This is a genomic window from Niallia sp. MER 6 (genome assembly GCF_023714395.1).
Lineage (GTDB): Bacteria > Bacillota > Bacilli > Bacillales > Cytobacillaceae > Niallia.
Genome location: NZ_JAMAUK010000014.1, coordinates 81,693 through 107,603 on the forward strand (window position 1 = coordinate 81,693; position 25,911 = coordinate 107,603).

The 25,911-nt window shown below is 33.5% G+C and carries 17 protein-coding genes, 1 pseudogene and 1 other annotated feature (1 of these 19 cut by a window edge); of the genes and pseudogenes, 15 read left to right on the forward strand and 3 right to left on the reverse strand.

All coding sequences use genetic code 11. The features are described 5' to 3' along the window. Window positions 1–50, forward strand: a binding site (T-box leader) (it extends 179 nt beyond the left edge of the window). Window positions 51–152: 102 nt separating this feature from the next. The 5 genes from tyrS (at window position 153) to M3600_RS17090 (ending at window position 3,423) form a co-directional block, all read left to right on the forward strand. Continuing rightward, entirely contained in the window at window positions 153–1,409 is a 1,257-nt protein-coding gene (gene tyrS / locus M3600_RS17070; protein ID WP_237941808.1) for a tyrosine--tRNA ligase, read from the forward strand. 141 nt (window positions 1,410–1,550) lie between these two features. Continuing rightward, window positions 1,551–2,177 (forward strand): LysE family transporter, encoded by a 627-nt coding sequence (locus M3600_RS17075; protein WP_233317708.1) that lies wholly within the window; start codon window positions 1,551–1,553, stop codon window positions 2,175–2,177. A gap of 246 nt (window positions 2,178–2,423) precedes the next feature. Continuing rightward, window positions 2,424–2,624, forward strand: a complete 201-nt coding sequence (locus M3600_RS17080; RefSeq protein ID WP_233317710.1) for a YozQ family protein — start codon at window positions 2,424–2,426, stop codon at window positions 2,622–2,624. Between the two features lie 333 nt (window positions 2,625–2,957). Next, window positions 2,958–3,122 carry an aspartyl-phosphate phosphatase Spo0E family protein gene (locus M3600_RS17085; RefSeq protein WP_233317712.1) on the forward strand — a complete coding sequence of 55 codons (165 nt, stop codon included), beginning with the start codon at window positions 2,958–2,960 and terminating at the stop codon, window positions 3,120–3,122. A gap of 43 nt (window positions 3,123–3,165) precedes the next feature. Then, window positions 3,166–3,423 (forward strand): hypothetical protein, encoded by a 258-nt coding sequence (locus M3600_RS17090; protein WP_233317714.1) that lies wholly within the window; start codon window positions 3,166–3,168, stop codon window positions 3,421–3,423. Window positions 3,424–4,238: 815 nt separating this feature from the next. On the opposite strand, the gene M3600_RS17095 is transcribed toward M3600_RS17090, so the two are convergent. Next, window positions 4,239–5,444, reverse strand: coding sequence for a tyrosine-type recombinase/integrase (locus M3600_RS17095; protein WP_251646829.1), 1,206 nt, complete (start codon window positions 5,442–5,444; stop codon window positions 4,239–4,241). Window positions 5,445–6,306: 862 nt separating this feature from the next. Here M3600_RS17095 and M3600_RS17100 point away from each other — a divergent pair. The 3 genes and pseudogenes from M3600_RS17100 to M3600_RS17110 all read left to right on the forward strand — a co-directional run bounded on the left by M3600_RS17100 (window position 6,307) and on the right by M3600_RS17110 (window position 8,179). Further along, complete coding sequence (locus M3600_RS17100) at window positions 6,307–6,663, forward strand: glyoxalase superfamily protein (RefSeq protein WP_251646830.1); 357 nt, start codon at window positions 6,307–6,309, stop codon at window positions 6,661–6,663. 685 nt (window positions 6,664–7,348) lie between these two features. Then, a pseudogene (locus M3600_RS17105) lies at window positions 7,349–7,858 on the forward strand (tyrosine-type recombinase/integrase); the annotation flags it as partial. 138 nt (window positions 7,859–7,996) lie between these two features. Next, window positions 7,997–8,179 (forward strand): hypothetical protein, encoded by a 183-nt coding sequence (locus tag M3600_RS17110; RefSeq protein ID WP_251646831.1) that lies wholly within the window; start codon window positions 7,997–7,999, stop codon window positions 8,177–8,179. 320 nt (window positions 8,180–8,499) lie between these two features. Here the strand turns inward: M3600_RS17110 and M3600_RS17115 are convergent, their stop codons facing one another. Continuing rightward, entirely contained in the window at window positions 8,500–8,691 is a 192-nt protein-coding gene (locus M3600_RS17115) for a hypothetical protein (RefSeq protein WP_251646832.1), read from the reverse strand. Window positions 8,692–9,094: 403 nt separating this feature from the next. Continuing rightward, a complete protein-coding gene (locus M3600_RS17120) occupies window positions 9,095–10,303 on the reverse strand; it encodes a tyrosine-type recombinase/integrase (RefSeq protein ID WP_251646833.1) in 1,209 nt (402 codons plus the stop codon). A 238-nt stretch (window positions 10,304–10,541) separates the two neighbouring features. On the opposite strand from M3600_RS17120, the gene M3600_RS17125 reads away from it, so the two are divergent. From M3600_RS17125 to M3600_RS17155, 7 genes are all read left to right on the forward strand, one after another. Beyond that, window positions 10,542–10,814 carry a hypothetical protein gene (locus tag M3600_RS17125; RefSeq protein WP_251646835.1) on the forward strand — a complete coding sequence of 91 codons (273 nt, stop codon included), beginning with the start codon at window positions 10,542–10,544 and terminating at the stop codon, window positions 10,812–10,814. Window positions 10,815–11,241: 427 nt separating this feature from the next. Next, the gene (locus tag M3600_RS17130) at window positions 11,242–11,838 is read left to right on the forward strand and encodes a BrxA family protein (protein ID WP_251646836.1); all 597 of its coding nucleotides are present in this window, start codon (window positions 11,242–11,244) and stop codon (window positions 11,836–11,838) included. A 2-nt stretch (window positions 11,839–11,840) separates the two neighbouring features. Continuing rightward, a complete protein-coding gene (locus M3600_RS17135; protein ID WP_251646838.1) occupies window positions 11,841–12,383 on the forward strand; it encodes a BREX protein BrxB domain-containing protein in 543 nt (180 codons plus the stop codon). A gap of 12 nt (window positions 12,384–12,395) precedes the next feature. Beyond that, entirely contained in the window at window positions 12,396–15,983 is a 3,588-nt protein-coding gene (gene brxC, locus M3600_RS17140) for a BREX system P-loop protein BrxC (protein ID WP_251646840.1), read from the forward strand. A 47-nt stretch (window positions 15,984–16,030) separates the two neighbouring features. After that, window positions 16,031–19,519, forward strand: coding sequence for a BREX-1 system adenine-specific DNA-methyltransferase PglX (gene pglX / locus M3600_RS17145; RefSeq protein ID WP_251646842.1), 3,489 nt, complete (start codon window positions 16,031–16,033; stop codon window positions 19,517–19,519). 92 nt (window positions 19,520–19,611) lie between these two features. Then, window positions 19,612–22,122 (forward strand): BREX-1 system phosphatase PglZ type A, encoded by a 2,511-nt coding sequence (gene pglZ, locus M3600_RS17150; RefSeq protein WP_251646844.1) that lies wholly within the window; start codon window positions 19,612–19,614, stop codon window positions 22,120–22,122. Window positions 22,123–22,253: 131 nt separating this feature from the next. Further along, window positions 22,254–25,427: a DEAD/DEAH box helicase gene (locus M3600_RS17155; RefSeq protein ID WP_251646846.1), complete on the forward strand. Its 3,174-nt coding sequence runs from the start codon at window positions 22,254–22,256 to the stop codon at window positions 25,425–25,427. Window positions 25,428–25,911: the final 484 nt, after the last annotated feature.

The window sequence follows — 25,911 nt, forward strand, 5'->3', positions numbered from 1 at the left end:
GTTTTCTTTTCTCAATTAGGGTGGTACCGCGCTAAAAAAGCGTCCCTGCATATTCATGCAGGGACGCTTTTTTTTGTTTCAGAAAAAAGAGCCGCACAAAAAGCACGCGCTGTTAATAACAATCAAAAGGAATAACGAATGGAGGAATTATAGTGAATTTACTTGAGGATTTACATTGGAGAGGCATCGTTTACCAGCAAACAGATGAAGAGGGCTTAAAAGATGTTTTAGCTGACGAAAAAATCAGCTTATACTGCGGGGTGGACCCGACTGCAGACAGCATGCATATCGGACACTTGCTTCCGTTTTTGACATTGAGACGCTTCCAAAATGCAGGACATACACCAATCGTGCTTGTCGGCGGAGCAACAGGTCTTATTGGTGATCCGAGCGGAAAGAGCGAAGAAAGAAATCTGCAAACACTAGATGCAATCGGACATAACGTTAAATGTCTGCAAAAACAGCTCGAGAAAATATTTGATTTCGGTGGCGATAATGGTGCGGTGATGGTTAATAACTATGACTGGGCTGGCAAGATGGATATCGTTACATTCCTAAGAGATTACGGCAAGCATATCGGCATCAATTACATGCTGGCAAAAGACACAATCTCCTCAAGATTGGAAACAGGTATTTCCTTTACAGAATTTACTTACACAATCTTACAGGCCCTTGATTTCTTGCATCTTTACGAAAACCATAACTGTAAGCTGCAAATTGGCGGCAGTGACCAATGGGGAAATATTACGACAGGATTAGAGCTTATCCGTAAAAATAGTGCAGAAGGTGCAAAAGCTTACGGATTAACGATCCCGCTTGTAACGAAAGCTGATGGAACTAAATTTGGTAAAACAGAAAGTGGTGCTATTTGGCTTGATCCGGAAAAGACTACACCGTATGAGTTCTACCAATTCTGGATTAATACAGCAGATGCTGATGTGATTAAATACTTGAAATTCTTTACATTCCTTTCAAAAGAAACAATTGAAGAATTGGAGCAATCATTACAGGCTGAAGCTCATTTAAGAAAGGCGCAAAAAGCTCTAGCTGAAGAAATGACAAAAATGATTCACGGCGAAGCAGCGTTAGAGCAGGCCATGAAAATTACGGAAGCACTTTTCAGCGGAGACATTAAAAACCTGACAGCATCTGAGATTAAGCAAGGCTTTAAGGATGTTCCAACATACAAGCATGAAGAAGGTGATGCAGTTCTAGTTGACCTGTTAGTAGCTGCTGGCATTGTATCATCGAAAAGGCAAGCTCGTGAGGACATAACAAATGGTGCTGTGTACGTCAATGGTGAGCGAAAGCAGGATTTGGACTATGTTTTAGGTGAAGAGGATCGTATTGAAGGACAGTTCACCGTTATTAGAAGAGGGAAAAAGAAATACTACTTAATTCAATATTAATAAATGAAAGCTTCTTGGACTGTTTGTCCAAGAAGCTTTTTTATAGTGCCGACTTATTCTCTAAATAGAAAATAATTTTCTGTGGTACAAGTCCCTGCCGCTGAATACATTAGAAGTAAATATACATATGCGGAGGGATTTATGGGTACTTTTTTTCCTTATATATTATTAGGTGTTTCATTGGCGGCACCTGTTGGTCCTGTTAACGCTGCACAATTGGACAAGGGAATCAGAAATGGTTTCTTTCATGCCTGGGTGTTCGGGCTTGGTGCATTGGCGGCTGATGTCATTTATATGATGATGGTTTATTTTGGAGTAAGTCAGTTTATAAACACACCATTTATGAAAACCTTTTTGTATTTGTTCGGTTTCTTCGTACTGACGTATACCGGAATAGAAAGCTTGATTAATACAGCCAAAATTAATGTGACAGAAAGGAATAAACAGGACAATTCTTTGTTTAAGTCGTTTTTTTCTGGGTTTTTAATGTCTATTTCCAATCCTTTAACCATTCTCTTCTGGCTTGGAATATATGGCTCTGTATTGGCAAAATCAGCAGAGAGCTTTTCTAATAAGTCCTTCATATTATGCAGCTTGGCTATTATCTCAGGGATTTTATTATGGGATCTCATAATGGCCCTCATTTCAGGCATTGCAAGAAGGCTGCTTCATTCTAATATGCTGTATGTAATTTCTGTTTTGTCATCTTTATCAATGATTGGTTTCGGACTTTATTTTGCTTACCAAGCATATAAGGCTTTATTCTGAGTAGGTAAATTTTTGTAAACAGACGATTGACTGCATGGATTGTTCAAATCCATGCAAAATATGTTTTGTATCACAGAAAACACAAAGCCGGAAGTTCTAGGAGGATAATGATGCAAAACTCAATCAATGGAATGCAGCAAATAAACCAATGCAGACAGATTGTTCAACACTTAATTCAAAAGCATCTTCCTATCCTTCTAACAACATGTATCAACAATAATAAATAGAAGAAATGGAGGAATTACGATGAAAAAAACACAGAATGCTCCTGTAGCGGGAAAAACCTACGAAACAGAAGACTATCAAAAGAACGATGTTGTCTCAAAAGGGCTTGCTGAGACCCATGAGCAATCATCAGATACCTATACAGAAGGCACTATTGACGGCGTGATGGAAAATGTCGCTGGAGAAGATATTCCCCTTCAAAATGACGGTCATAAAAAATAAGCAAATAAAGGAAGGTAGGAGAAGCATCCTGCCTTCCTTTATTTTTAAGGATGGAAGAAGGATGTAACTTTTTTAATATTTTATATAGCTGAAGACCTTGAATTAAATAAAAGAATATTCTTACAAAAAGAATAGTAGGAATTAAGAACTATTGAAGGAGGAAATTTATAGTTCTTTATAACTGATGTTATCTAAACAGCTTGAATTTACAGGTAGATTCAGTCAAAATTTGTTATATATTGTCGACATTTGAAGAAAGATTATCCTTTTTTGTATCCGTTTACCCTTGTTAGAATAAATTTCTATGGAAATTATTAAAGGGGTAGTTTACATATGAGTATTCATTTAAATGAACAAATTGAAATGCTGAGAGAGAATATGATTTCAACAGGAATGGCAAAGGGGTTCACTTCTAAAGAAACAATTTTACTTAGTAAGAGATTAGATAATTTAATGAATTTACAAATGATGATACATAAAGGAGAAGCAGCTTCTTGAATTGAGGCTTACATATAAAAAATAAATCGAAGGAAGATGAACGTTGCAAGAAAACTTAATGACATTATATGATTATGACAAAGCATATGTAAGAAATGTATTGAAACGGGAAAGAGATTTTAAGGTTCCTGCTAAAGGTGGTCCGCTTCGAATTAAAAGTACAGAGCTAGTTGAGTGGCTGATAGAAGAACAGTCCAAGGATGAAATAAGGAAGCTTGTGACAATGATGAAAGCCATCAGAAAACGAAATGCTTCTGTGAGGACATTAATCGAGACTATAGCGATAGGCTTGATAAAATAATTGGAATGCAGAAGACCTGGGGGGGTCTTTTTTTTATGGGGAAGGAGCAAAGGCAGTGGTGAGAAAATTGGGGATCGCTAAAACGCCTTTGCTCCTTATTAGACTTATAGCCGTATTTTTCGGAATTAAACATTGGGCAGTATCAAAGAAGATGACAAAAAAGCCTCAGAAATTGCAGTAATTTCTGGGTCTTTTAGATGCTTTATTAACAGAATTATTTGTACTTTCTTATAAAGGATTCATGATTTAAGCCTTCACAAAAGTTGTGAAGGTCTTTTTATGTTCTTTTTTAAAAGCTAATAATTTCTTGAAATGAACAAACAGCAAGAAGTTACCTAATAAGGAGAATGTGACTTCTAAAAAATTATTAGGCAAAATTAGCTTTCTGTTACAATAATGTACCTATTAATTATACAAGTCATTTAGTCAAAGTGGATAAAACATGATCGATAACAAAAAGAAGATACAACGATATAAAGAATTAATGCATTGATAAAAAATGCAGTTCCAGTATTGATATTTTTCACAACAACTAAAGATAGGAAAAACAAATTAGAGAAATGGTGTAAAGGGAAGGGTTTTAGCTTTCAAGTTAAACTATTTACTGAAATATAGAGGATGTGTCTGTCCACACTAATAATTCAGTCCCAATATAAGCCCCAATACATCATTCTACGAAGCGTAATAAAAAAACCCCAGAAGCGTTGATACAACGCGGTTTCTAGGGTTTGATAATGCTGTATTAGCAAATCTATTAACGAGAGTAGAACTCAACGATTCTCTCAACCCTTGATATATCAACGTTTAAAGTAGTGTTATTCAGAATTGGCCACAGTTTTGGCCCCACTTAGACTTTCGGAGAATAACTGAACGGTTTCTTCTTCTAGATCCAAAAATGTGTGGCCGTATATATCGAGAATCATTTGTGGTGTATTTCCTAGTCGTTCCGCGACGACCTTCACACTTGCCCCACGTTTACCTTGGCTAAGGAGAAGTGTGGCATGTGTATGTCTTAATCCATGTGGAGTAATGGGTTTTAAATCAGCCTTTTTTATTATACGTCTCAGTGAATAAATGATGCTGTTGTCCGTGATAGGCTTGCCAGTTTGATAGGAAATGAAGATGAAATCATTATTATTCAAACGGTGTCCAAATTTTAGTCTCGTTTCCTTGCACCACTTCTTATACGTTTTCAACTGTTGGATTAAGATATCATCAATTAGGATGGTACGGTAACTATTTTTAGTTTTAGGTGATCGTACCCCTTTGTTGTCTCTAGTCCGTTCTACTGTAAGTGTTCTCTTAGAGAAGTCAATATTGTCCCATTGGAGTCCACATGCTTCTCCACGACGTACTCCGGTATAAGCTAAGAGCAACATGACGGTGTAATTAGTGATATTCTCATGCTCTTTTGCAGTTGATAATAACTTGTTTAACTCATGCGCTTCTAAAAAATTATCTTTTATACTTGTCCCTGTGGAAAGTAGTTCTGCCTTTTCATCGCGAATGGTAATTTTAGTGAAGCGGTTTCTAGGTAGAATTTCATCATCTACTGCTGCATTGATACCGATTTTAAATAGTCGATGAAATAGCTTTACAGTTTCGACATTATACTTTTTGAGAAGCGGATTTATAAAGGACCGTTTATAAGTTGTTTTGTCCAACTTTTGAAGCTTATAATGACCCAATAAAGGCTTGATTTGTAAGCGAATGGCCATCTCTCGTTGTTGACGAGTGGTAGGCTTCCAGTCTAACTTATGCGTTTCGTACCAAAGATCAAACCATTCAGCTATGGTGTAATTTGAATACTCTACTTGTTTGATAGCTCCTTGTAGTGTATTAGTTTTTACTTCTAATAAGGCTTGGTACGCCTCTTTTTCGGAAAGAAACCCTCGCTTCTTTTTCTCTTTACGTTTCCCCAATGAATCATAATATTTGTGACGAAACATCCAGCGTTTTTCGCCTTTATCATTAATGGAATAATAAAGCTCAGGATCCTTTTTTGATTTGTGATACTCCACTCTATCTATCCTTTCATTAGCATGGGTGAAGGGATAGAAAGAAAGTACACAGTGATTCTGTTTAAGTTAATTATAATCAAAAATAATGAAAATGTCTTTCCTAAGTATTGAAGTGTTTACAAGTTATTGATTTCATATATCAATGTTACTTTGTGGAAAAATGTACTTAAACTAAATGACAATTTAGTAAAGGAATTGACATTAGCGATTATTCAAGAATCGGGCCATTATCTGGAATAACACTTAAAAATTTAATTGGATATTTATGTTAAAATATAAAGAGAAGATCAGAAACGGGTGGGAAATTTTATGAGCAGCTGTGATTAAGGGAGTTGTAAGATGAACAGAAAACAACATTTAGCATTAATTGTTAGTGGATTACTATTGTTTATATACTTATCTTTTTCAAATTTGATTTTTAATGGGAAAATTTTGACAGTGGTTTCGAGCGAAATATTCTTCACGATTATTATTGTTATGTATATTGGAGTTTGTCTTTTCACATATACATATAGAAAAAGATATAAAAATTCACTTGAAAGTAGTTTTTTCATAACAATACTGATTGTAACAGGGCTACCAGTAGGTGCTATTACTCTCTTGAATATCATAGCTTATTTCTGATTCATTCGAACATAAGCTTTTAAACAGCTCTATTCTATTAATAGGGGCTTTAGCAAAATAGCTAAGGACTATCTTGCAACTTTGGAGTTCTTCAATATTCCGTTATCGGGCGCAAAAATAGAACAACGATAGACTGTATTAGCAGATTATTTTCCTTGGTAATTTATCAATTAAAAGGGCAGGGAATACAATTCAACAATTGAAAATAATGGGGATACCTTAATTTAGGAGGGGTAAAATGCAAAAAGTGATTCCTGCATTTCGCATTACTGATTATTCAAGAAGTAAGGCTTTCTACGTGGAAAGAATGGGTTTTCAAATCGACTGGGAACATCGATTTGAACCACATTTTCCTGTTTTTGTTCAAATAACTAAGGATGAAATGGCTATTTATTTGACTGAACATACTGGTGACTGCCAAGTGGGTGGATTAATTCATTTTTTTGTCCCAGATGTTGATAGCTGGTACAGCGAGTTAAAGAGCAAAATTGGTAGCTTTATTGTTGAGCCTCCAAATGAGGATCTTGAAGGGCTTCGCATGATGACAGTCGTAGATCCAGATGGTAATCAATTACGTATCTGTACTCGTTTATAAAAAAGATTGAACTAATAGGACACGAAAACTCAGTTCTTCATACGAAGGTTGCTGACAAGGAGGGATAGGTGACTATTCAGCAAACGGGCGCAATTCTCTAATAAAGAATTGCGTCTAAATTTAACATAAAAATGGTGAGAAATAAAAAAGAAAGAGCAATGTACTCTTTCAGTTGGAAATTAAGTATTAGTTTTATTCGACTGATCTAGTTTATCAGATATATTTTTTAGAATTAGGTTCTTTTCCTGTTGTATTTTTAGAAATTTTAAAAGGAACCAAATTACAAATACAACGGGAGCTATGTAAAACAAAATAGATATAATTGGAAAAAGGGCAAATATTGCATCACCATTCATAGTTAAGTAAGCCTCCCTTCATATTGGATTATTATACCATAAGAACATGTTAGGAATTTTATAAAATCATCTATTAGCTAGTGAAAAGCTCGTCAGCATTATGTAGTAGCTTATTCAAGAAAAGGGCGCTTTTCCGAAATAAAAAAAGCGTCTTTTTTTATTTCTCCCAAGGGTTATGAGAGTTTCTAAAAAATGGTTAAATCTTAGATTGTTGAATAATACTAGTATAAATTTACTCTTTTTGAACATTATGAAATCTAGATTAAATGTTTCAAAACCTAGGAGAGTGAAGTGGAATGTTATTATCTGAAGCATAGGAGAAGTATCAACTGGATAAGAAGACTGAGGGATATTCTGCTCTCACATTGAAAACTTATTGTTTTCAATATAACCTGTTATTAAGATTTTTTGGCGATATTGATATGAGTGAATTTACAACAGAGAAACTCAAAAGCTACTTAATTGAAGTGGGAGAACATTTAAAACCGTCCAGTCTAGGGCATCGAGTTCGTTATATTCGATCACTTTTCAAATGGACATATGATGAAGGATTCATTTCCAAGAATCCAGCTACTAAACTAAAGGAACCAGAGTTGGGCAAAAGAATCCCAAAATTCCTTTCAGAACTTGAAATAGAACATCTCAGGGAAGCGTGCGAAACCTCTCTGGAAAATGCATTATTTGAATTTATTTATTCTACCGATTGTCGTATTGGAGAAGTCGTAAAACTCAACCGTGATGATATTAACTTCTCTACAAATTCTGTTATTGTGCATGGAAAAGGCGATAAGGAAAGAAAAGTGTACTTTAATACTCGCTGCTCAATGTGGTTAACAAAGTAAAGGGGATATTATAAAGGTCTATACTTAAACTTAAACTACTTGGCAGGTTAATTGGAATTAAATCGAAATAATGGCAAAAAAATTATATGTGTTAACTTATTTATAGGTAATTATTTACTTTTAAGGGGGAGAAAAATGAATAAAACTCGAACAATTATTACACTTGTGAGTAGTTTTCTTATTTTTGCTGTTGGCGTGTTTAGAATACTTAACGAATCTCTTACTTTTACACCTTTGTTTGTAGCATATATATTTGTAATTGCTGGTTTAATTGGAGTCATTGCAAGTGGAGTAAAACTAAAGAAAATTGAAAGCTAATTAACCTGCTAAAGAGCTTAATGATAAAAAATGTTTTAATAAGAGGAATAGGTTAGGTATTGAAATCTATGGGCTAAGAAAGGGAGAATATGTATTCATTACTATTTGTTGTTTTAATTGCATTAATCATATTAATTATTATAAAAAGACAGAACAAAAAGGTAGTCTTAATTTTAACTGCAATATTAATTTTGCTTCTTATTGGTGGACTTATGTTTGTAAGGGATGTTGTACAAAATTTTGCACCATAACTTATTCAAGTAACGGGCGCTTTCCTGCAGTAATGAATAAGCGCCATTTTTTCACATTTTAGAGCCAGATTAACTATAGTTTTGAAGGTGGAGTTTTGCATCAGTATTCTTGAAAAGCTCTTCAAATAGCTGAATTCCCTCCAAACATTTTTGCTCTATAAGTTCAAAGAAATCAGTGTAATTATTAAATGAATTGTCATCAAAATGCTTCTGAGCTGTTTGAATAATGTTGTCTATTTGTTCTTTATGTGTCAATGACATATTTACGATTTCTCCAAAAGTAATCTTATGAGAAAAAATACTATACACCAAATATTCTTCACATAACTTCTTGTACTGTAATATTTCACTTTTTGGGAGTATCCAGATAGTCAGAAACATCTAAAGAGTCAGTGTAAATATGCAATGGTTTAGCTGTATGATGTATACTTCTTATTCTGTTTTGTAACCAACGCATTTCAAATAATGATAGAAACTCTTTCCAAGAAAATATGATGTTAATTGGATTAGTAAATTCGGTTCGTACATCTAAAGAGATAGTAATAAGATAGTGGCATTGATATCTAATTATCCGACAAATTTTTATAGGAATAAAAAAACGAACTCCATCTTGGAAGTTCGTTTTTCTGCAAATATTGAGATTCCTATTGTTATAAAGTAGTGATTAATTTCCGGCAGAACGTACTAACTCAGTAAATATAGTAGCCGTCTCCTTTTTGCGCTCTTGCAAAATATGATGATAAGTTTTATGAATTTCCTGTGGGGTGTTTCCAAGTCTATCAGCCACATCCTCAACCGTGGATCTATTTTCCTTATCGTTTAGAAGAACTGTTGCATGAGTATGTCGTAACCCATGTGGTGTGATTCTTTTTATCCCTATCTTTTTAATCGCTCGATCTAAAGAACTATTAAAAGTGTTTTCTGATAGCGGTTTTCCTGTTTGATAGGAGATAAAAATAAAGTCGTCTTCCTTCAAATGATGCCCAAAAGATAAAAGTGTTTTTTTGCACCAAGTTTTATATTTTTTTAACTGATCAATAATCGATTGATCTAAATCGATTGTCCGATAGCTATTTAATGTTTTTGGAGGACGAACACCTTTGTTATCTCTTGTTCTCTCGACGGTAAGTGTACGTTTTTCCATATTTATATCACTCCAACAGAGTCCGCAGCCTTCTCCTTTTCTCAAGCCAGTATAAGCTAAAACAAAAAATAAAGTATAATTGGTAATATTAAAGATTTCTTTTGCTTTATCCAACAATAGCACTAATTCATGAACTTCTAAATAGTTTTCCTTTATACTAGAATTTGCAGCAATGGTCTCCTTTTCTTTCTTATCTTCATTGCTCTCTTTGTTTTGAATCTTTAATTTGGTAAAACGATTTCTTGAAATAATCTCGTCTTCAACCGCTGAATTAATTCCTATTTTAAAAATGTTGTGCAGAGATTCTACAGTACTTGGTTTTTTATTTTTTAGAAGATTATTAATGAATTCTTTTTGATAAGTTGTTCTTTGTAGTTCAGATAGTTTATAACTACCAAGTAGCGGCTTTATATGCAGACGGATAGCAGATTCTCTCTGTATACGTGTACTAATTTTCCAATTTTGGCTGTAGGTTTCATACCAAGTATCAAACCATTGAGCAACTGTATAATTTGAAAATTCAACCGGCTTGGTAGCCCCTCTTATGGTATCAACTTTTAATTTTAACAGAGCTTGGTATGCCTCTTTCTCCGTATCGAACCGTTTCTTTTTCTCTTTTCGTTTTCCATATTGGTCGTAATATTTATGACGGTACATCCATTTCTTTTCACCTTTTGGATTAAAATAATAATAAAGTTCTGGGTCCTTTTTTGATTTGTGTAATTTCATCCTTCTATTCCTTTCTATGAGCATGGGCAAATGCAAATAAAAGAAATATATCGATTGATTTAATAAGCTTAAACATAATACATGATGAAATTTTCCTTTCTAACCCCCCAAGAAAAATAATTTATTTTTATTTTTTTGAAAAGCTATTCGAATTAGTAGAATTGGGTGCTAATATGCTTCACAGCAAGTTTCATTGCTGCTTGTAATGTGGGTACTATGATAGAAAGAGGGGGAAAGTGTGTTATCACAAGCAAAGGTAAATATAGAATTGGATACTGAGTCGATCAAGGAATATATTCAACAAAAAATTGATGAACAAGTCAGTGAGAGTTTATTATTGGTAGACGTTGATATTTTGTGTAAAAAATGCTCTATGTCCCGACGCTTTTTAGAGGAAGAATTTCTGAATGATCCTCGGTTTAAACTTATTGAAAAAAGAAAAGTTCGAAAAAGATTTTACTATTGGGAAGAAGCGAAGAAAGTAATTGATGAAATTATTGCTGAATGGTAAGGATGAGTTTAGAAGCTACTGTCAATATATAAATTATAAAAATGATCAAATATAAATAATTAAAATAGCATGGGCAAATGATGTAAAAGGATATAATTTTGGTAAAGATTAATAGCAATCTATGAATAAAGAAAGGGAGTGCATAAAAAGCACTTCCTTATTTAAACTTATAAGTCACACTAATATCAAAAATATCCAAGATGATTATTGTTGGTTTCGTACAGTAGTCATCTTTTTATTTCCTTTTAGAGTTACCGATTGTGGTTTGCCTTATCCATTTACGTATTAAAAGGAAGCTGATGGTCTTTTTTCTTTAATGAACATATTTACAGAAGTTCCTTTAGATAATTTGAATAATAAGTTATTTCATTTAAAATAGAAATTATAGATACGATTTACCTAGTGATTTTGAAACGAGGGATTTTTAATGGAATATTCAGCTGGTTTTACGAGCGAAGGATGGTTCCAACAGGAAATTGAATATGTTTTAGACCAACTTCACAAAGGTTTTAGCCGCAGAGAAATAAGGAGTAAAGTAATTGAGGATAATGTTTTCTTGTTAAGAAGTGAGTCGGCTATTAGTAAAAGGTTTCAAATGGTTTATCGCAGAGCAAAGACATTATATCCAACATTATCTGAATACTATTTCAATGGCACTAATTCTGATCAAAAAGTACTATTATTATATAGCTTCCTTAAATGTTATCGATATGCCTACGAAAATTTCTATGAATTAATTGTTTATAGATATCAACATAAGAATGGAACTTTACAGGTTTCAGATATGAACTTTTACATGGAAGAAAAGGAACAACAATCAGAGAAAATCGCAAATTGGCATATAGCTACAAAAAAGAAAATCAACAGTACTCTTCTATTATTTTACAGAGAAACTGGTATGATTGAATTAGTAGAAGGTGAGTATAAAGTCTCTCCTTTACATGTGAGTCAAGCTCTTAAACAATATGCTGAAGAACAGGACACTTTGTTAAAAGCATTAATAACATTAAAGGCAGGTGGTTAAGAGTGACCATATATAAACGATTAGAACAATTGGAAGAACGTATAAATGAAGAAAGGTTTACGACACCAAAAGGGATTGGGAGTGAAATTCCACATTTTGTTTTTGATTATCCGGCTGAAGATGAATTAACAGTACGTACATATGTTGAGGGATTATTAAAAAGAACTTCATTAAATATTAAAGAAATCAATCTTTTTGAATTTCTTATCAGTTTATTCGAAGAAGATCTAGAAGAACTAATCACTATTGCTGAAGAAGAAGGCTATGTTGAGCTTTCTCAAGCTATTCAAACTGTACTAGAAGATCAAGATTTGTTGGTGAACGCATTCATTGAAAAAGCGGATAACGAGGAATTGATTTTTATAACAGGTGTAGGAACAGTACATCCATTTATTCGCTCCAGTCATTTACTAAAAAAACTATCTAATCATGCATTTAGAACACCGCTTATATTATTTTATCCGGGTTATTTTTCTGGAGTAGATTTACGTCTATTTAACAAATTCCGCCATGAAGATGAATACCAAATTACAAGGATTTCATAAGGAGTATGAATAATGATTATTCAAGAGATTTTTGAGAAGAAAATTGACCGACCAATTAATGGTGTTGTACAAGCAGGTCAGATTGATGAAAATACAATACAAACAGAATTAGAAGAATACGTTGTAACAGCAGAAATTTTAGAAAGCTTAAAAGGATTTTATAAAAATTATGAGAAGGCGTATTCAACACCAACGAAAAATGTGGGTGTGTGGATTTCTGGTTTCTTTGGTTCCGGTAAATCACATTTCCTCAAAATTTTATCGTATTTATTGGATGGTAAGAAAGTGGGAAATAAAACACCATTTGAATACTTTAAAGATAAAGTTTCTGATACCGCACTTTTAGATGCAATGTCTCGGATAGAATCAAAATCCTCAGATGCATTGTTATTTAATGTTGGGTCTGAAGCAGGAGCCAGTGCAGCACGTGGAACGAAAGAAAGTATTATCGAGATTATCTTACGTATTTTTAATGAACATCTCGGTTATTCCAATACGCTTTGGGTAGCGGATTTTGAACGACAACTAGCGAGTGACCAAAAATACGATGCTTTTTGTTCGAAAATTGAAGAATTGTATAACGAAAAATGGCAAGATTTCCGTACTAAATTCCGCCTGCGTTATGCAAAGATTATATCGGTACTCTGTGAAATAGGCTATGAAAGAGAAACTGCAGATTTCCTAGTAAAATCCGCACAAAAGGAATTTTCGATTTCAGCGGTTCAGTTAGGGGAGCTTGTTGCACAATATTGTAAATCTAAAGGCTCCGACTATCGCTTAATCTTTTTAATTGATGAAGTTGGTCAATATATCGGTACAGATAATAACCTTATGCTTGATTTACAAAACGCTGTTGAAGAAATTGGTGCTGCTGCAATGGGACAAGCATGGATTGCTGTTACTTCTCAGGAAAAGATTAAAGACGTCTCTAATATGAATGCAGCCAATACAAAAGATTTTTCGAAAATTCAAGGAAGATTTGAAACACGGATTAATTTATCGAGTTCAGATACAGACGAAGTTTTAAAACGCCGTTTATTAGAAAAGACAGAAACGGCTTCGAAAACATTAGAGTCTATTTTTGAACCGAATGAGCAATTAATTCGTAATCGCCTTTCTTTTGATAAAGATCGAACACAATATCGCTCTGGCTATCGTTCTACTAATGAGTTTGTTGAAACATATCCATTTGTACCTTATCAAGTTGATTTATTGCAAGCTGTTTTAGAGAAAATTGGTATACATGGTGAAGGAAGTTCCTACGCTTCAAGAGGGGAACGTTCATTATTAAAAGCTTTCCAAGAAGCCGCGGTTTATAATGGCCAAGAAGAGTTAGGCAATTTAGTAACGATGGCGGAGTTTTATCCAACTATTCGTCAACATTTAGAATCAGCTATCGTACAGACCATTTCGAGAGCTGAAAACCGCGCAAAAAATTCGGAAGGTCTTGTTGAATATGATGTTGATGTATTAAAAGTATTGTATTTGATTAAAGGTATAGACCACATTAAAGCAACACCAAATAATATTTCAACACTTTTATTAGATAGTATTCAGTCTGAAAAAAATGAACTTGTAATTAAAGAATCGTTAAACCGTCTAGAGCAAACGATGTTTATTGAAAAGCACGCAGACGGTACGTATTCATTCTTATCAGATGAAGAGCAAGAAATAAATAAAGAAATTCGTAACGTTGATGTTAATGCTATCAAAATTAAAGAAAGATTAGGCGATTCATTTTTTGAGAAAATGTATCCAAACGCTAAATATAACTATCAAAAAGGAATGCTTTTTGATTACAATAAACGTTTTGATAATTATGCAAAAACAAATATGAAATATCCGTTAACAATGCAAGTCATTACGGGTGGGTTAACCCCTATAGAATCTGCTTTACAGGCTATAGAAGGGCAAATGGTTATTTATCTAAATGAGGAATTAATTGCAGAGGCAGAAGAAGCCATTCGTATTTCTGAACAGATTCGCCGTTATGTGAATTTAAAACGTAATCCAAGTACAACACAGGCGCAACATCGTATTTATGACGCGAAAATGGACAGTATTGGTGACTACGAGGTAAAGGCAGAAGAATTATTACGAAAAGCTTGTGAAGAAGCAACAATCTTCATTCAAATGCAGGAGCGGACATTCCGAGGGAATTTTGAAAAGCAAGTATCAGACGCCTTTGATATGTTAATCCAAAACACATACAAGTATTTAGAATACATTGATGAACCAATTCAAATGAAAACATTCAAAGAACAATGGAGAAACCTAACTGAGAAAGGTATTTCAAATGATTTACTAGGTGAAACAGGTAATGTGAAAGCTTATAACGAAGTATTACGCTATTTAGATGAGCTCATTCGTATGCATCAGAAACCATCGTTAAAGGATTTTATTGATAAATATAATCAGGTCCCTTATGGCTGGAGTGACTACGATACAATTGGCATTGTCCTAGCTTTAATGCAGTCCGGTAAAGTAAAGTTAATGATTGCAGATGAACATTTTACACCAACGAATTCACCTCAATTTTATGATAAACTTGCTCGAACAACAGAGCGAGATAAAATACGTGTTATTCCCGAAATTGAAGTGGATCCAAAAGTGCGTCGAGATTTCATTGGATTATATAAAGATCTGTTTGGACGAATGGATATTGGGGATTCTTATCAAGAGTTTGCAAATGCAATTCAAACTGCAGTTAAGAATTATCTTATCCAACCATTAGAGGAAATTGATGATCGTCGAAAGAAAACTATATCTTCTGAGTTCGCTTATCCTGAAGGAGCAAAAATTAGCTCTTTAAAAATTGATATTCTCCGATTAACACAAATTCGGGAACCAGAACAACTTGTAAAGGCATTTATTGATGCCGAGGATGATTTATACGATTGGCAAGATGCGATTGAACAGTTAGTTGGTTTCTATTTAAAAGCACCAATTGAACGGTTTGATGAAGCAGTATCGTTTTTAAATCAAGTTCAAAATGATTTACGTTATACTCAATCACAAAAGGTAAACCTGCTAAAGAAAAACATTACCGACATTTTAACAAAAGCATCACCATATAGTGAAATTCCGCAATTACCTAGTTTAATTGAAAAACTTGATCAAGCAATTCAAGAAGAAGTAACAGAACAAAAACAAGGTCTTGCAAGTCAAATTACACAATTAGAGAAAAAGATAGATGATTTAAAAGATTATTATTCAAATAATGAAATCATTACGGAATTAATAAATGATAAAATGCAGAACTTCAAAGTATTGCAACAAGAAATTCTTAATAGTAGTAGCCTAATCACAATTCAAATGAATTTGACGAAACTACGTACAGTAACAGAAACAATTCAAGAAGAAGCAAAACGTAAAGAAAAAGAATTACTACAATTAAAACCACCAACACCACCAACAACAGACCCATCTGTTACGGTTGTACGTGAAAAAGGAACAAAAGTTATTTCTTCAAGAGAATTAAAAAGCATGATTTCACATACAAGCATCGAAACACAATCTGACTTAGATGCTGTATTAGCAGAGTTACGAACACAGTTATTAAAAGAACTAAAAGAAAATACATTAAAAATTGAATTATAGGCATTGGAAGGGGCCTTCCCTTCCTTTGTTGTAATGAGGTGGAAAAAGTGAACAAAACGGAATTGAAAAACTTTGCCATTCAATCACGTCGTCAATTAATCGATCAAGTAAAAACAAAGGCACTAATGTACGGTATTAATGAAAAGAATGATTTAGAAATTCAAGAACAATTTGGGCAATTAATGATTAATGATAAGCCATATCCCCTTTATATGAAACCAGCATTTAACTCATTAAAAAATCAGCTTAAACAAAAAGGTTATAAGCAGTTAGTTGAAGAGGTTGCCTACACATGGTTTAACCGTATTATTGCCATTCGTTATATGGAAGTACATGATTACTTACCTGAAAAAGTAAATGTGTTGTCAAGTAGTGTAGGACGAGTAGATCCAGATATTTTATTTGATTATGAAACAATGGATTTACCTGTAAAACAAGAAGAAATTCGTGAATTATTAGATGCAGGGGATACAGAAGGTGCATATCGCAAGCTATTTATTGCACAATGTAATACATTAAACAGTATTTTGCCATTCCTATTTGAACAAATTCAAGATTATACGGAGCTTTTACTACCAGACTTTCTACTTGATGCAGAATCAGTCATTAAGGTACTAGTTCAAAATGATGAATTAACGAATAGTTTTGATGAAATTGAAGTGATTGGTTGGTTGTATCAATATTACATCGCGGAAGAAAAGGACCGAGTATTTTCTCAAAAAAGCAAATATAAAAAAGAAGAAATTCCTTTTGCAACACAGCTCTTTACACCGAAGTGGATCGTACAGTATATGGTACAGAACTCGCTTGGACGCTACTGGACTGAAGCGCATCGAGAAGATGAAGATTTAATCAGTAATTGGGAATACTTCATTAAGCATGAAGAAGAGGATTTCCACGAGAAAATCGCTCCATATGTGAATAAAGAGTTAAGAGTAGAGGATATTAAGCTACTTGATCCAGCAATGGGAAGTGGACATATTTTAGTTTATGCCTTTGAAGTATTCCATCAGATTTATGAAAATTGCGGATATCCAGAACGAGAGATTCCCCGCTTAATCATAGAAAACAATTTATATGGATTAGATATTGATGACCGGGCATATCAGCTAGCAGCGTTTGCGGTAGTCATGAAAGCTGCTTCTTATTCTCGTCGCTTCTTACGAAGTGTTGAAAGAGATGGTATTAAGTTAAATTTAGCATCAATTCAAGAAACTAATCATATTTCAGACAGCGTGATTGCCTATATTGCTCAAGAAGAAAAAGGGGAGCGATATAACCAAGTAAAAGCCTTCTTTAATCAATATGAAAGTGCGAAAACATATGGTTCTTTAATCAATATTACAGAACGGGATACTACATTTATTGAGGAACGGCTAAAACATATTCAACATCATCCTGTAGAAGATCTGTTTTACGGTGAGCAACATGATATAGCAATAGAAGTACTGCCAGCATTAGTTCAGCAAACGAAGATTATGCGGAATGAGTACGATGTAGTGGTAATGAATCCTCCGTATATGGGGTTAGGTAATATGAGTAAAGAATTAGGGGATTTTCTAAAGAAATATTATCCTGATTCTAAAGCAGATTTATTTGCAGCGTTTATGGAAGTTGAGCAATATTTAAAAACAAATAGCTTTTACTCTGCAATCAATCAGCATTCATGGATGTTTTTATCTAGTTTTGAAAAATTACGAAAAAAAGTAATTTCCAATTCATTAATAGATTCAATGCTCCATCTTGGACCAAGAGCCTTTGAGGATATAGGTGGTGAAGTTGTACAGTCGACTGCGTTCGTCATCAGAAACAAAATAATAAAAGAAGTAAACGGTGTATATTTGAGGTTAGTTGATGAAAGAACTACAATTGAAAAACAAAAAAAAGCTATAGCTTTAGAAGGTAACTCATCTTGTTCTTATAAGTATCCATTTAACCAAAATAACTTCATAAAAATCCCCGGTAGTCCTATTTCCTATTGGATATCCAAACATAGTGCGAATTTGTTTAAAGAAACTATCGGAAAATATTTTAAAGCTAATGCAGGGATTTCCACTGGTAGTAATGAAAATTATATATTTTTCTGGCATGAAATATCATCTGAAAATATTGCATCATCTAAGAAAGAAGTAACGAATCCAAAAGTATTTTACCCAATTTCAAAAGGGGGACAATATAGAAAATGGTATGGTAATCAATTTTATGTGATTAAATATAATGTACAATCAATAAAAGAAATGGAGAAGTTTGCGGGTTTTAGACATGATGGTAATAGATATTATTTCAGAAATTTGTTGTCTTGGAGTAAAATTACGAGTTCAAAATTAAGTGTTAGATATTATGAGCCTAATCATATTTTTGATAGTGCTGCTCCTACCATTAGTACTGAAAATCCTGAATATGAACTTTTGGGATTTTTGAATAGCAAATTGTCTAATTATTTTTTAGCATTTATTAGTCCAACATTGAACTTTCCACCGGGATATATAGAACAGTTACCATTTTTAATAACTAAAAATGCTTCAATAGAAATAAAAGTAAAAAACTGTATTGAGTTAAGTAGAGATGATTGGAATTCTTTTGAGGAATCTAGAGAGTATAAAAGACATCCATTTTTAAACAACTCTATGGTTTTAATTGAAGATGCATATAATAATTGGATAGAATTAACGGAATATCGTTTTAACCAACTTAAACACAATGAAGAAGAGTTAAATAGAATTTTTATTGAAATTTATGGTTTACAAAATGAATTGTCACCAAATCTAGAAGACAAAGATATTACTATTCGGAAAGCAAATTTAACCTATGATATACGTTCATTTCTTTCTTATTTCATTGGTTGTATCGTTGGTCGATATTCATTAGATATAGAAGCTATTGCATATGCCGGTGGTAATTGGGATGAAAGTAAATATATATCATTCAAACCAAGTCTCAATGGTATTATTCATTTCACTGAATCAGCTTATTTTGAAAATGACATCATCACTCGTTTACGTGAATTCCTTGCTGTTGCCTTTTCACCAGAAACAGTAGACGAAAACTTACAATGGCTAGCCGAAGCAATTGAGATGAAAAAAGGTGAAGATGCGGAGGCTCGTTTAAGACGTTATTTCTTAGATGAGTTTTTTATAGATCATTGCAAAATGTATCAAAAGCGTCCGATTTATTGGTTAGTGGATTCAGGCAAACAAAAGGGATTGCGTACACTAATTTATATGCACCGTTATGAGCCAGATACAATGGCAACAATTCGTTTTGAACATTTACAAGAAATTCAAGCTAAGTATCAAAATGAAATTACAGATTTAGAAAACCGATTAGTAAATCCAAACTTATCTGCAAGTGAGAAGAAAAAGCTAGCAGCAGAAAAAACTTCTTTTGAAAAGAAAATGGATGAACTACGAGAATTTGATAAGCGACTTGCTGAAATAGCTAATGATGAGATTGAAATTGATCTAGATGATGGTGTGAAAGTGAACTACGAAAAGTTCTATCGTGGTGGTAAAGGTGTATTAGCGAAGATTAAATAAATCATCATGGCCTTCTTACTTTGGTAAGGAGGCTTGTTTCATATTAAGGTATAATTAAAATTATTAGTAAATATTCATAATGAGGTGACACAATGAATGTCATTGAACTGTTAAAAGAGCGAATAGAGGACGAACTATATAAAAAAAATAAGCCGCGCACGGTTATTTTTTGGTATGACGAGCAAGGAGAATATACTGTTTCTGATTTAGAAGAAGCATTTGCAGAGCAACCAATTCATATCCGCCAATTAACACGTAATAATTTCTTTACGCTTAAATTAGAAATCGAGTTGGAACAGAAAAAGGATTCTTTTTTATTATATGCTGATTTTGCAAAACCAGCGATAGAAGAGAACTTTTTACTGGATATGGAGCTTTACGGTGCTGAATTTAAAGCGGATACGAATGCTTTACTTGCAGAGCAGTTGCAAGTAAGTGATGCTATTTTAAGACCTTTAATTAAGGAATATGGAGAGTTTTTTAAAAGTGCAGAGCGTAAAAGTAAATTAAAGAAAGTAGTACCGCCTAATGCCACTGATCGCGAAATCGAGTATGCAATGTTAGCGGTGCTTACAGGCGCACCCATTGCAAATATGGAAGAGATTGCTCGCCATTTATTGTTGCGTGGCTTACAAGAAGAAACCAATGAAATATATAAAGCCATATCAAAACGGTTTAGCACGAATCGTATGTGGGAGCTAATTTCGGAATACTTTGGTTTGCATTCAAGTGATTTGACATTGCAGTATTTAATGGAACACGTACTGTATGCGCATTTCAAACGTCATGCACAATTTGAAGAACCATCATTACAAAAGAAATATGAAACAACACGCGGCAATGCATGTGCTTTATTTATTGATGACTGGCTACATACAAAAGAAAGCGAAGTAGAAGTCTTAGAAACCTATATGAAGGAAATCGAACAAAGATTTTCGATTATTGATGTGTTACACGAACGTCCAATCGAGCAATTTGCTGACATTTCAACTTTCCCAATAATTGATCATTTATTGATAAATAGGTTAACAGTGGAACTTCTTCATCAAACATCTAATTTTGATACTTGGAAAGAAATTTTGAATAAACGTTTGAAGATGCATTGGGCGAAACGAAATGAACGAATCCGAAGCTTGTTAAATGTATTGATAGATGCAGTTGGTTTGACAAAGTATAAAATGTATTTGAAGCAATATGATACTCGTGAGCCTTTATACGTCCAATACACAAGTGAACTTTACTTAATTGATCAAGCTTATAGACGCTTTATGACAGGGTTTATGCAATTAGAAAATAAAGAAATGCTTGAAGAACTAGCTGAGCAACTAACGAACTGGTATGAAAATAAATATTTATTGAAAATTGCTCAAGAGACCAATTATCTTTTAGAAACAGAAGAGGTAGGGAAATTACCTAAACAGGCTAAGTTTTATAAAGATGTCTTGCAGCCAATACTTGAGAAAGAATCAACACGGGTATTTGTAATTATTTCAGATGCTGTACGATATGAGGTAGGATCGGAATTAACATCTCAATTAAATTTACGTTCAAATGGGGTTGCCTCTATCAGTCCGTTAGTTGCGAATTTACCAACGTATACACAGTTAGGTATGGCTTCATTATTACCTCATAAACAATTAACAATTACTGAAAATGGGATAGTTTTAGCAGATGGTCAACCGACAAATGGACTGGCTAATCGTATTAAGATTTTACAAAATGCTCACCCAGAAGCAATTGCCTATCGTTTAACAGATTTATTAGATTGGTCAAGAGCGACAGCAGATGAAAATTTAAAAGGAAAGCGTCTCGTATACTTATATCATGATGTAATCGATGCAGCAGGTGATTCTGCAAAATCCGAACGAGATACTTATATAGCTTCAGAACGTGCAATAAAAGAATTATCAATTGCTGTTGATCGATTATCTAAATTGCAAGCAAAACGAATTTTTATAACAGCAGATCACGGATTCCTTTATCAGTATCCAAGAATTGAAAATGATATTAAAGTAGTGAGTGTTAAAGGTGAAATTATTGATTCGAATCGTCGCTTTGCTGTTGGTCATAATCTACTAATAGATGATGGAGCTATTAATGTGCCAGATGATTTTTCAACATTAGAAGGTGTTGAAAAAGTGATTGCTAAAGGCGTAAACCGATTTATTGGTGGTGGAGGATTACAGTTTGTACACGGCGGTGCAACACCTCAAGAAGTAATAGTACCACTAATTGATTATCGTCGTACTTCACAATCTCTTCCTGTTGAAATCAGTGTAGCCATGCCAAAACGTGTAATCACAGGTTACCGTATCCAAGTACCAATATATCAAGAACAAAGTATTTCACTGGAATATAAGGCACGTACAATTCGGGCTGCATTTTATCTGAATGATGAGCGAATTTCAAATGAAATTGAATGGACATTTGATATGGTGGGAGAAAACCATGAACGTACGGAGCAACTAACGTTTAATCTTGTAGAAAACTATTATCCAACAGGGCAAACTTGTGAGCTGAGAATGGTAACCGTGGAAGATGACAAAGTCACACCTTTTCGCGAGACAGAATTTACGATTCATATGTATAATGCGCTTTACTAAAGAGAAGCTAGAGAACTGATTACACAGTTCTCTAGTTTTTTTTGTCTTATATTTCTTCTAACAGTATCTGGGTGATTGCTATATAATTTAAATTAAGTTGATTGAACGTAATTATTGAAGGGGATGCCAATATGTTAAAAGTAGGAGAAATTATTAAAGGCTCTTTCTGGCCGGAAATTGTTGAAATAAAGCATTTTGAAGAAATTGATGATGATTTATTTTTAGTTGAATCAATTGGACGTAAAACTAATAAATACTATGAGCAGTATTTAGATAGGGTACAGCTAGGTCAATTAGAGAACATTCAAGAAGAGGAAAGTTCCTTTAATTCTGAAAGACTGCAACACTATTTACAATATTACATATTAAAGACAGAGGATAAGTTTTCGAAGTCTCGTGCGCGAGGAAACAAAAAGATTATCCCATTACCACACCAAATAGAAGCAGTTTATAGCCGCATGTTACAGTCACCTCAAGTACGATATTTATTAGCGGATGATCCCGGTGCAGGGAAGACAATTATGTCTGGTATGTTAATTCGTGAGCTAATTGCGAGACAAGCTGCAGAACGTATTTTAATTTTAGTTCCCCCTTTAGTGTTGAAGCAATGGCAAGAAGAACTAAAAGATAAGTTTGGAGAAGAGTTTACCATTATAAATCGAAGTATATTAAATAGCTCAAGTGAAGTAAATCCATTCGAATCACATGACAAAATAATTGCGTCAATTTATTGGGCTTCACGCGAAGAAATTAAAGCATTTATTTTAAAAGCACAATTTGATTTAGTAATCGTTGATGAAGCGCATAAAATGGCTGCATATACACATGGCGTCAAGAAACGGAAAGTAAATCGTACGAAAATATACCAGCTTGGGGAGAGTTTACTTCGTCATACAGAGCATTGCTTATTACTAACTGCTACACCGCATAAAGGAGATAAAGAAAATTTCCGGCATTTAATGAGTTTGGTAGACCATGATATTTTTTCACGTTTAAATACAGGTGATTCTATATATGAAAAGAGTAATCCTTTTGTTATTCGTCGTTTAAAGGAGACAATGAAAAATTTTGATGGTACACCGTTATTCCCAAAAAGAACAACAACGACAATTACATTTGAATTAAGTTATGGCGAACGCGAGCTTTATGAAGATGTAACTGCTTATGCACGCGAGCATTTTAATCGAGCAAAACAAAATAATAAACCAAACGTAGCATTTGCGATGATGATTTTACAACGTCGGCTAAGTTCGTCTTTAGATGCTATCTATTTATCTCTTAAACGACGTAAAGAAAAGTTAGAAGAATTATTAGAGTCTGAGTTAACAGCTACTAAATCGATTGAGCCATTTGAATACGATGAGCTTTCAACAGATGAGCAGGAAGAAATAGAGACTTTAGTTGAAGGTGAAACTGTTGTTATTGATATAGAGGAACTAAAGTTAGAAATAGAAATACTAGATGGATTAGTTCTTAAAGCAGGGATTCTCGTAAATCAAGATATTGAGCGTAAATATATAGAGCTAGAAAACACGTTATTTGGTCAGGATGGATTGCTTTCCAAAGGAGAAAAGATTCTTATTTTTACGGAATCAAAAGATACTTTATATTACCTTGAAAGAAAGCTCTTACAGCATGTCCCTGAAGTCACAAAAATCGTTGGGAACTATTCGATGGATCAACGTCGTGAACAAGTGGAGCGATTCCGAAATGATGTACAAATTATGCTTGCTACAGATGCCGGGGGAGAATCTATCAACCTTCAATTCTGTAATCAAATGATTAACTATGATATTCCGTGGAATCCAAATCGTTTAGAACAGCGTATGGGACGTATACATCGTATTGGACAAAAGAATGAAGTATTCGTCTTTAATCTTGTTGCGAAGAATACACGTGAAGGAGATGTATTGGTACGACTACTTGATAAGATGGAACAAATGCGCACAGATTTGGGACAAGATCAGGTCTATGATTTTATTGGTGAAGTACTAGAAGAAAACAATATCGATTTATCTCACTTAATGGAGGAAGCGATTAGCGGCCGTGAAAATTTAGATGAGCTGATTGCACAAATGGAAAAAACATTATCTGAAGAACATGAACGATTATTAGAATTAGCTAAACAAGAACGCTTCGATGATTCCAGTTTTGATTTACCGGGTGCAAGACGTGCATATCAAGAAATTTCAATTAGCAGTATGCCATCGCGAGTCTATGGTGAGTTTGTAGTAAAACAGTTTGAAGAAACTCGAATTAAAGTAAATATCTCAAATAATGGCAATACAGTTCGAATTGATCGTTTCCCTAAAAATATTCGTGAACTAATTAAGAAACGAAAATATTCTTTAAGAACTGATGAATCATTACGGTTTACATTAAGACCAGATAAACAAACAGAACAGTTATTAATATTACCGAATGACCATTCGTTAAAAAAGTTAGCGATGGAATTAGCGAGTCAAGAGTTGCAACAAGTGGCTTTACCAATTTGTACAGTAAAAACATATGTTAGTGAACCTTTAACATTAGAAATTAGCCGTATTAGTGTAGTTGATGGTACAGGCCGAGAGTTAGAACAAGAATTAATGTTATTAGCTAAAAGAGAAAATGGAGAATTTCTTCAAGTAGATCCATATTTCCTTTTCCAAAAGCAATTTGAATTAATCAATACAGTAGGAACAGAAGACAAATCATTTAAAAAAGAATCCATTCTTCAAGCGAGGAAGATACTTCAATCAGTTCAAATGAAGCGTGATGATTATTTAAATCGAAAGAGTACTTATTTACGTCGTTCATTTGATGAACAAATGCAAACGCTACAGGAAAGATTAACAAATTATTTAAGTGATAACCTAAATAATAAAAATAGCGCATTAATTAACCAAACCTATACTCAAATTGAAGATTTAGAGGAACGTAGTAAAGATCGGCTTGAAGATATTGAAAGGGAAAGAAGTATACAGTTACAGTCCATTAAGCCAATTACACAACTGCATGTACAACCAATTGTAAGTGCAGCACGTATTATTCCAAAAGATTTCATAGAAGTTGTAAAAGAGTATGAATATCAAAATGGACGATTAAATATCCGTGCTAAGAATGCATTTGGTTTAGTTGATTTCACTAGTGAAGAAGCAGAAGGTAATACACGATTTATTTTATTAACACCATCTTTGGAGTTGCTTTCACAACAATTGGAACTAAATGATTACCGAGAATTGAATGGATCGGTATATGTTTATGTGGTAAATCAACATAATATCGTAGAAGAAGTGAAAATGGATCAAATCATTGGAATCTAGTTAGAGAGAAAGTTATTCGATTTAAAAAAACTTCGCTTTTCCAATAGTTGGTAGTAGTTGAAGGGGGAATACTTAATTTGGGGATTAATCTTAGGAATTTCAAACTGTTGGTATTGGCAGCGAGAAATTAAAATTTTTTTTATTAAGTTCTAAAAATATCTTAAAATCTTAAAAAATGCGGCTATAATTTTTATAGTTTAAATTGAAAGGAGCGAAAATAATAAAATTAAGTATAAACAAATAAAATTAAATTTGTTTTAATTCAAATTAATTAAATTCAATTTAAAAAGGGAGATCCCCAACTTGGTTCTAATAATGTGTGTTTTAAACATTCATTATCTGAATAAGGAGGGGGTCTGTGACCGTCAAGTAGAATGACACAATTTCTGCTGACTAATTTGAAACACTTTTCTCACCAAATATCGTTTTTCGATGTTTCATTCTCCAACTGTCTTCATTTAAATGAATAATCTCTACTCGATGT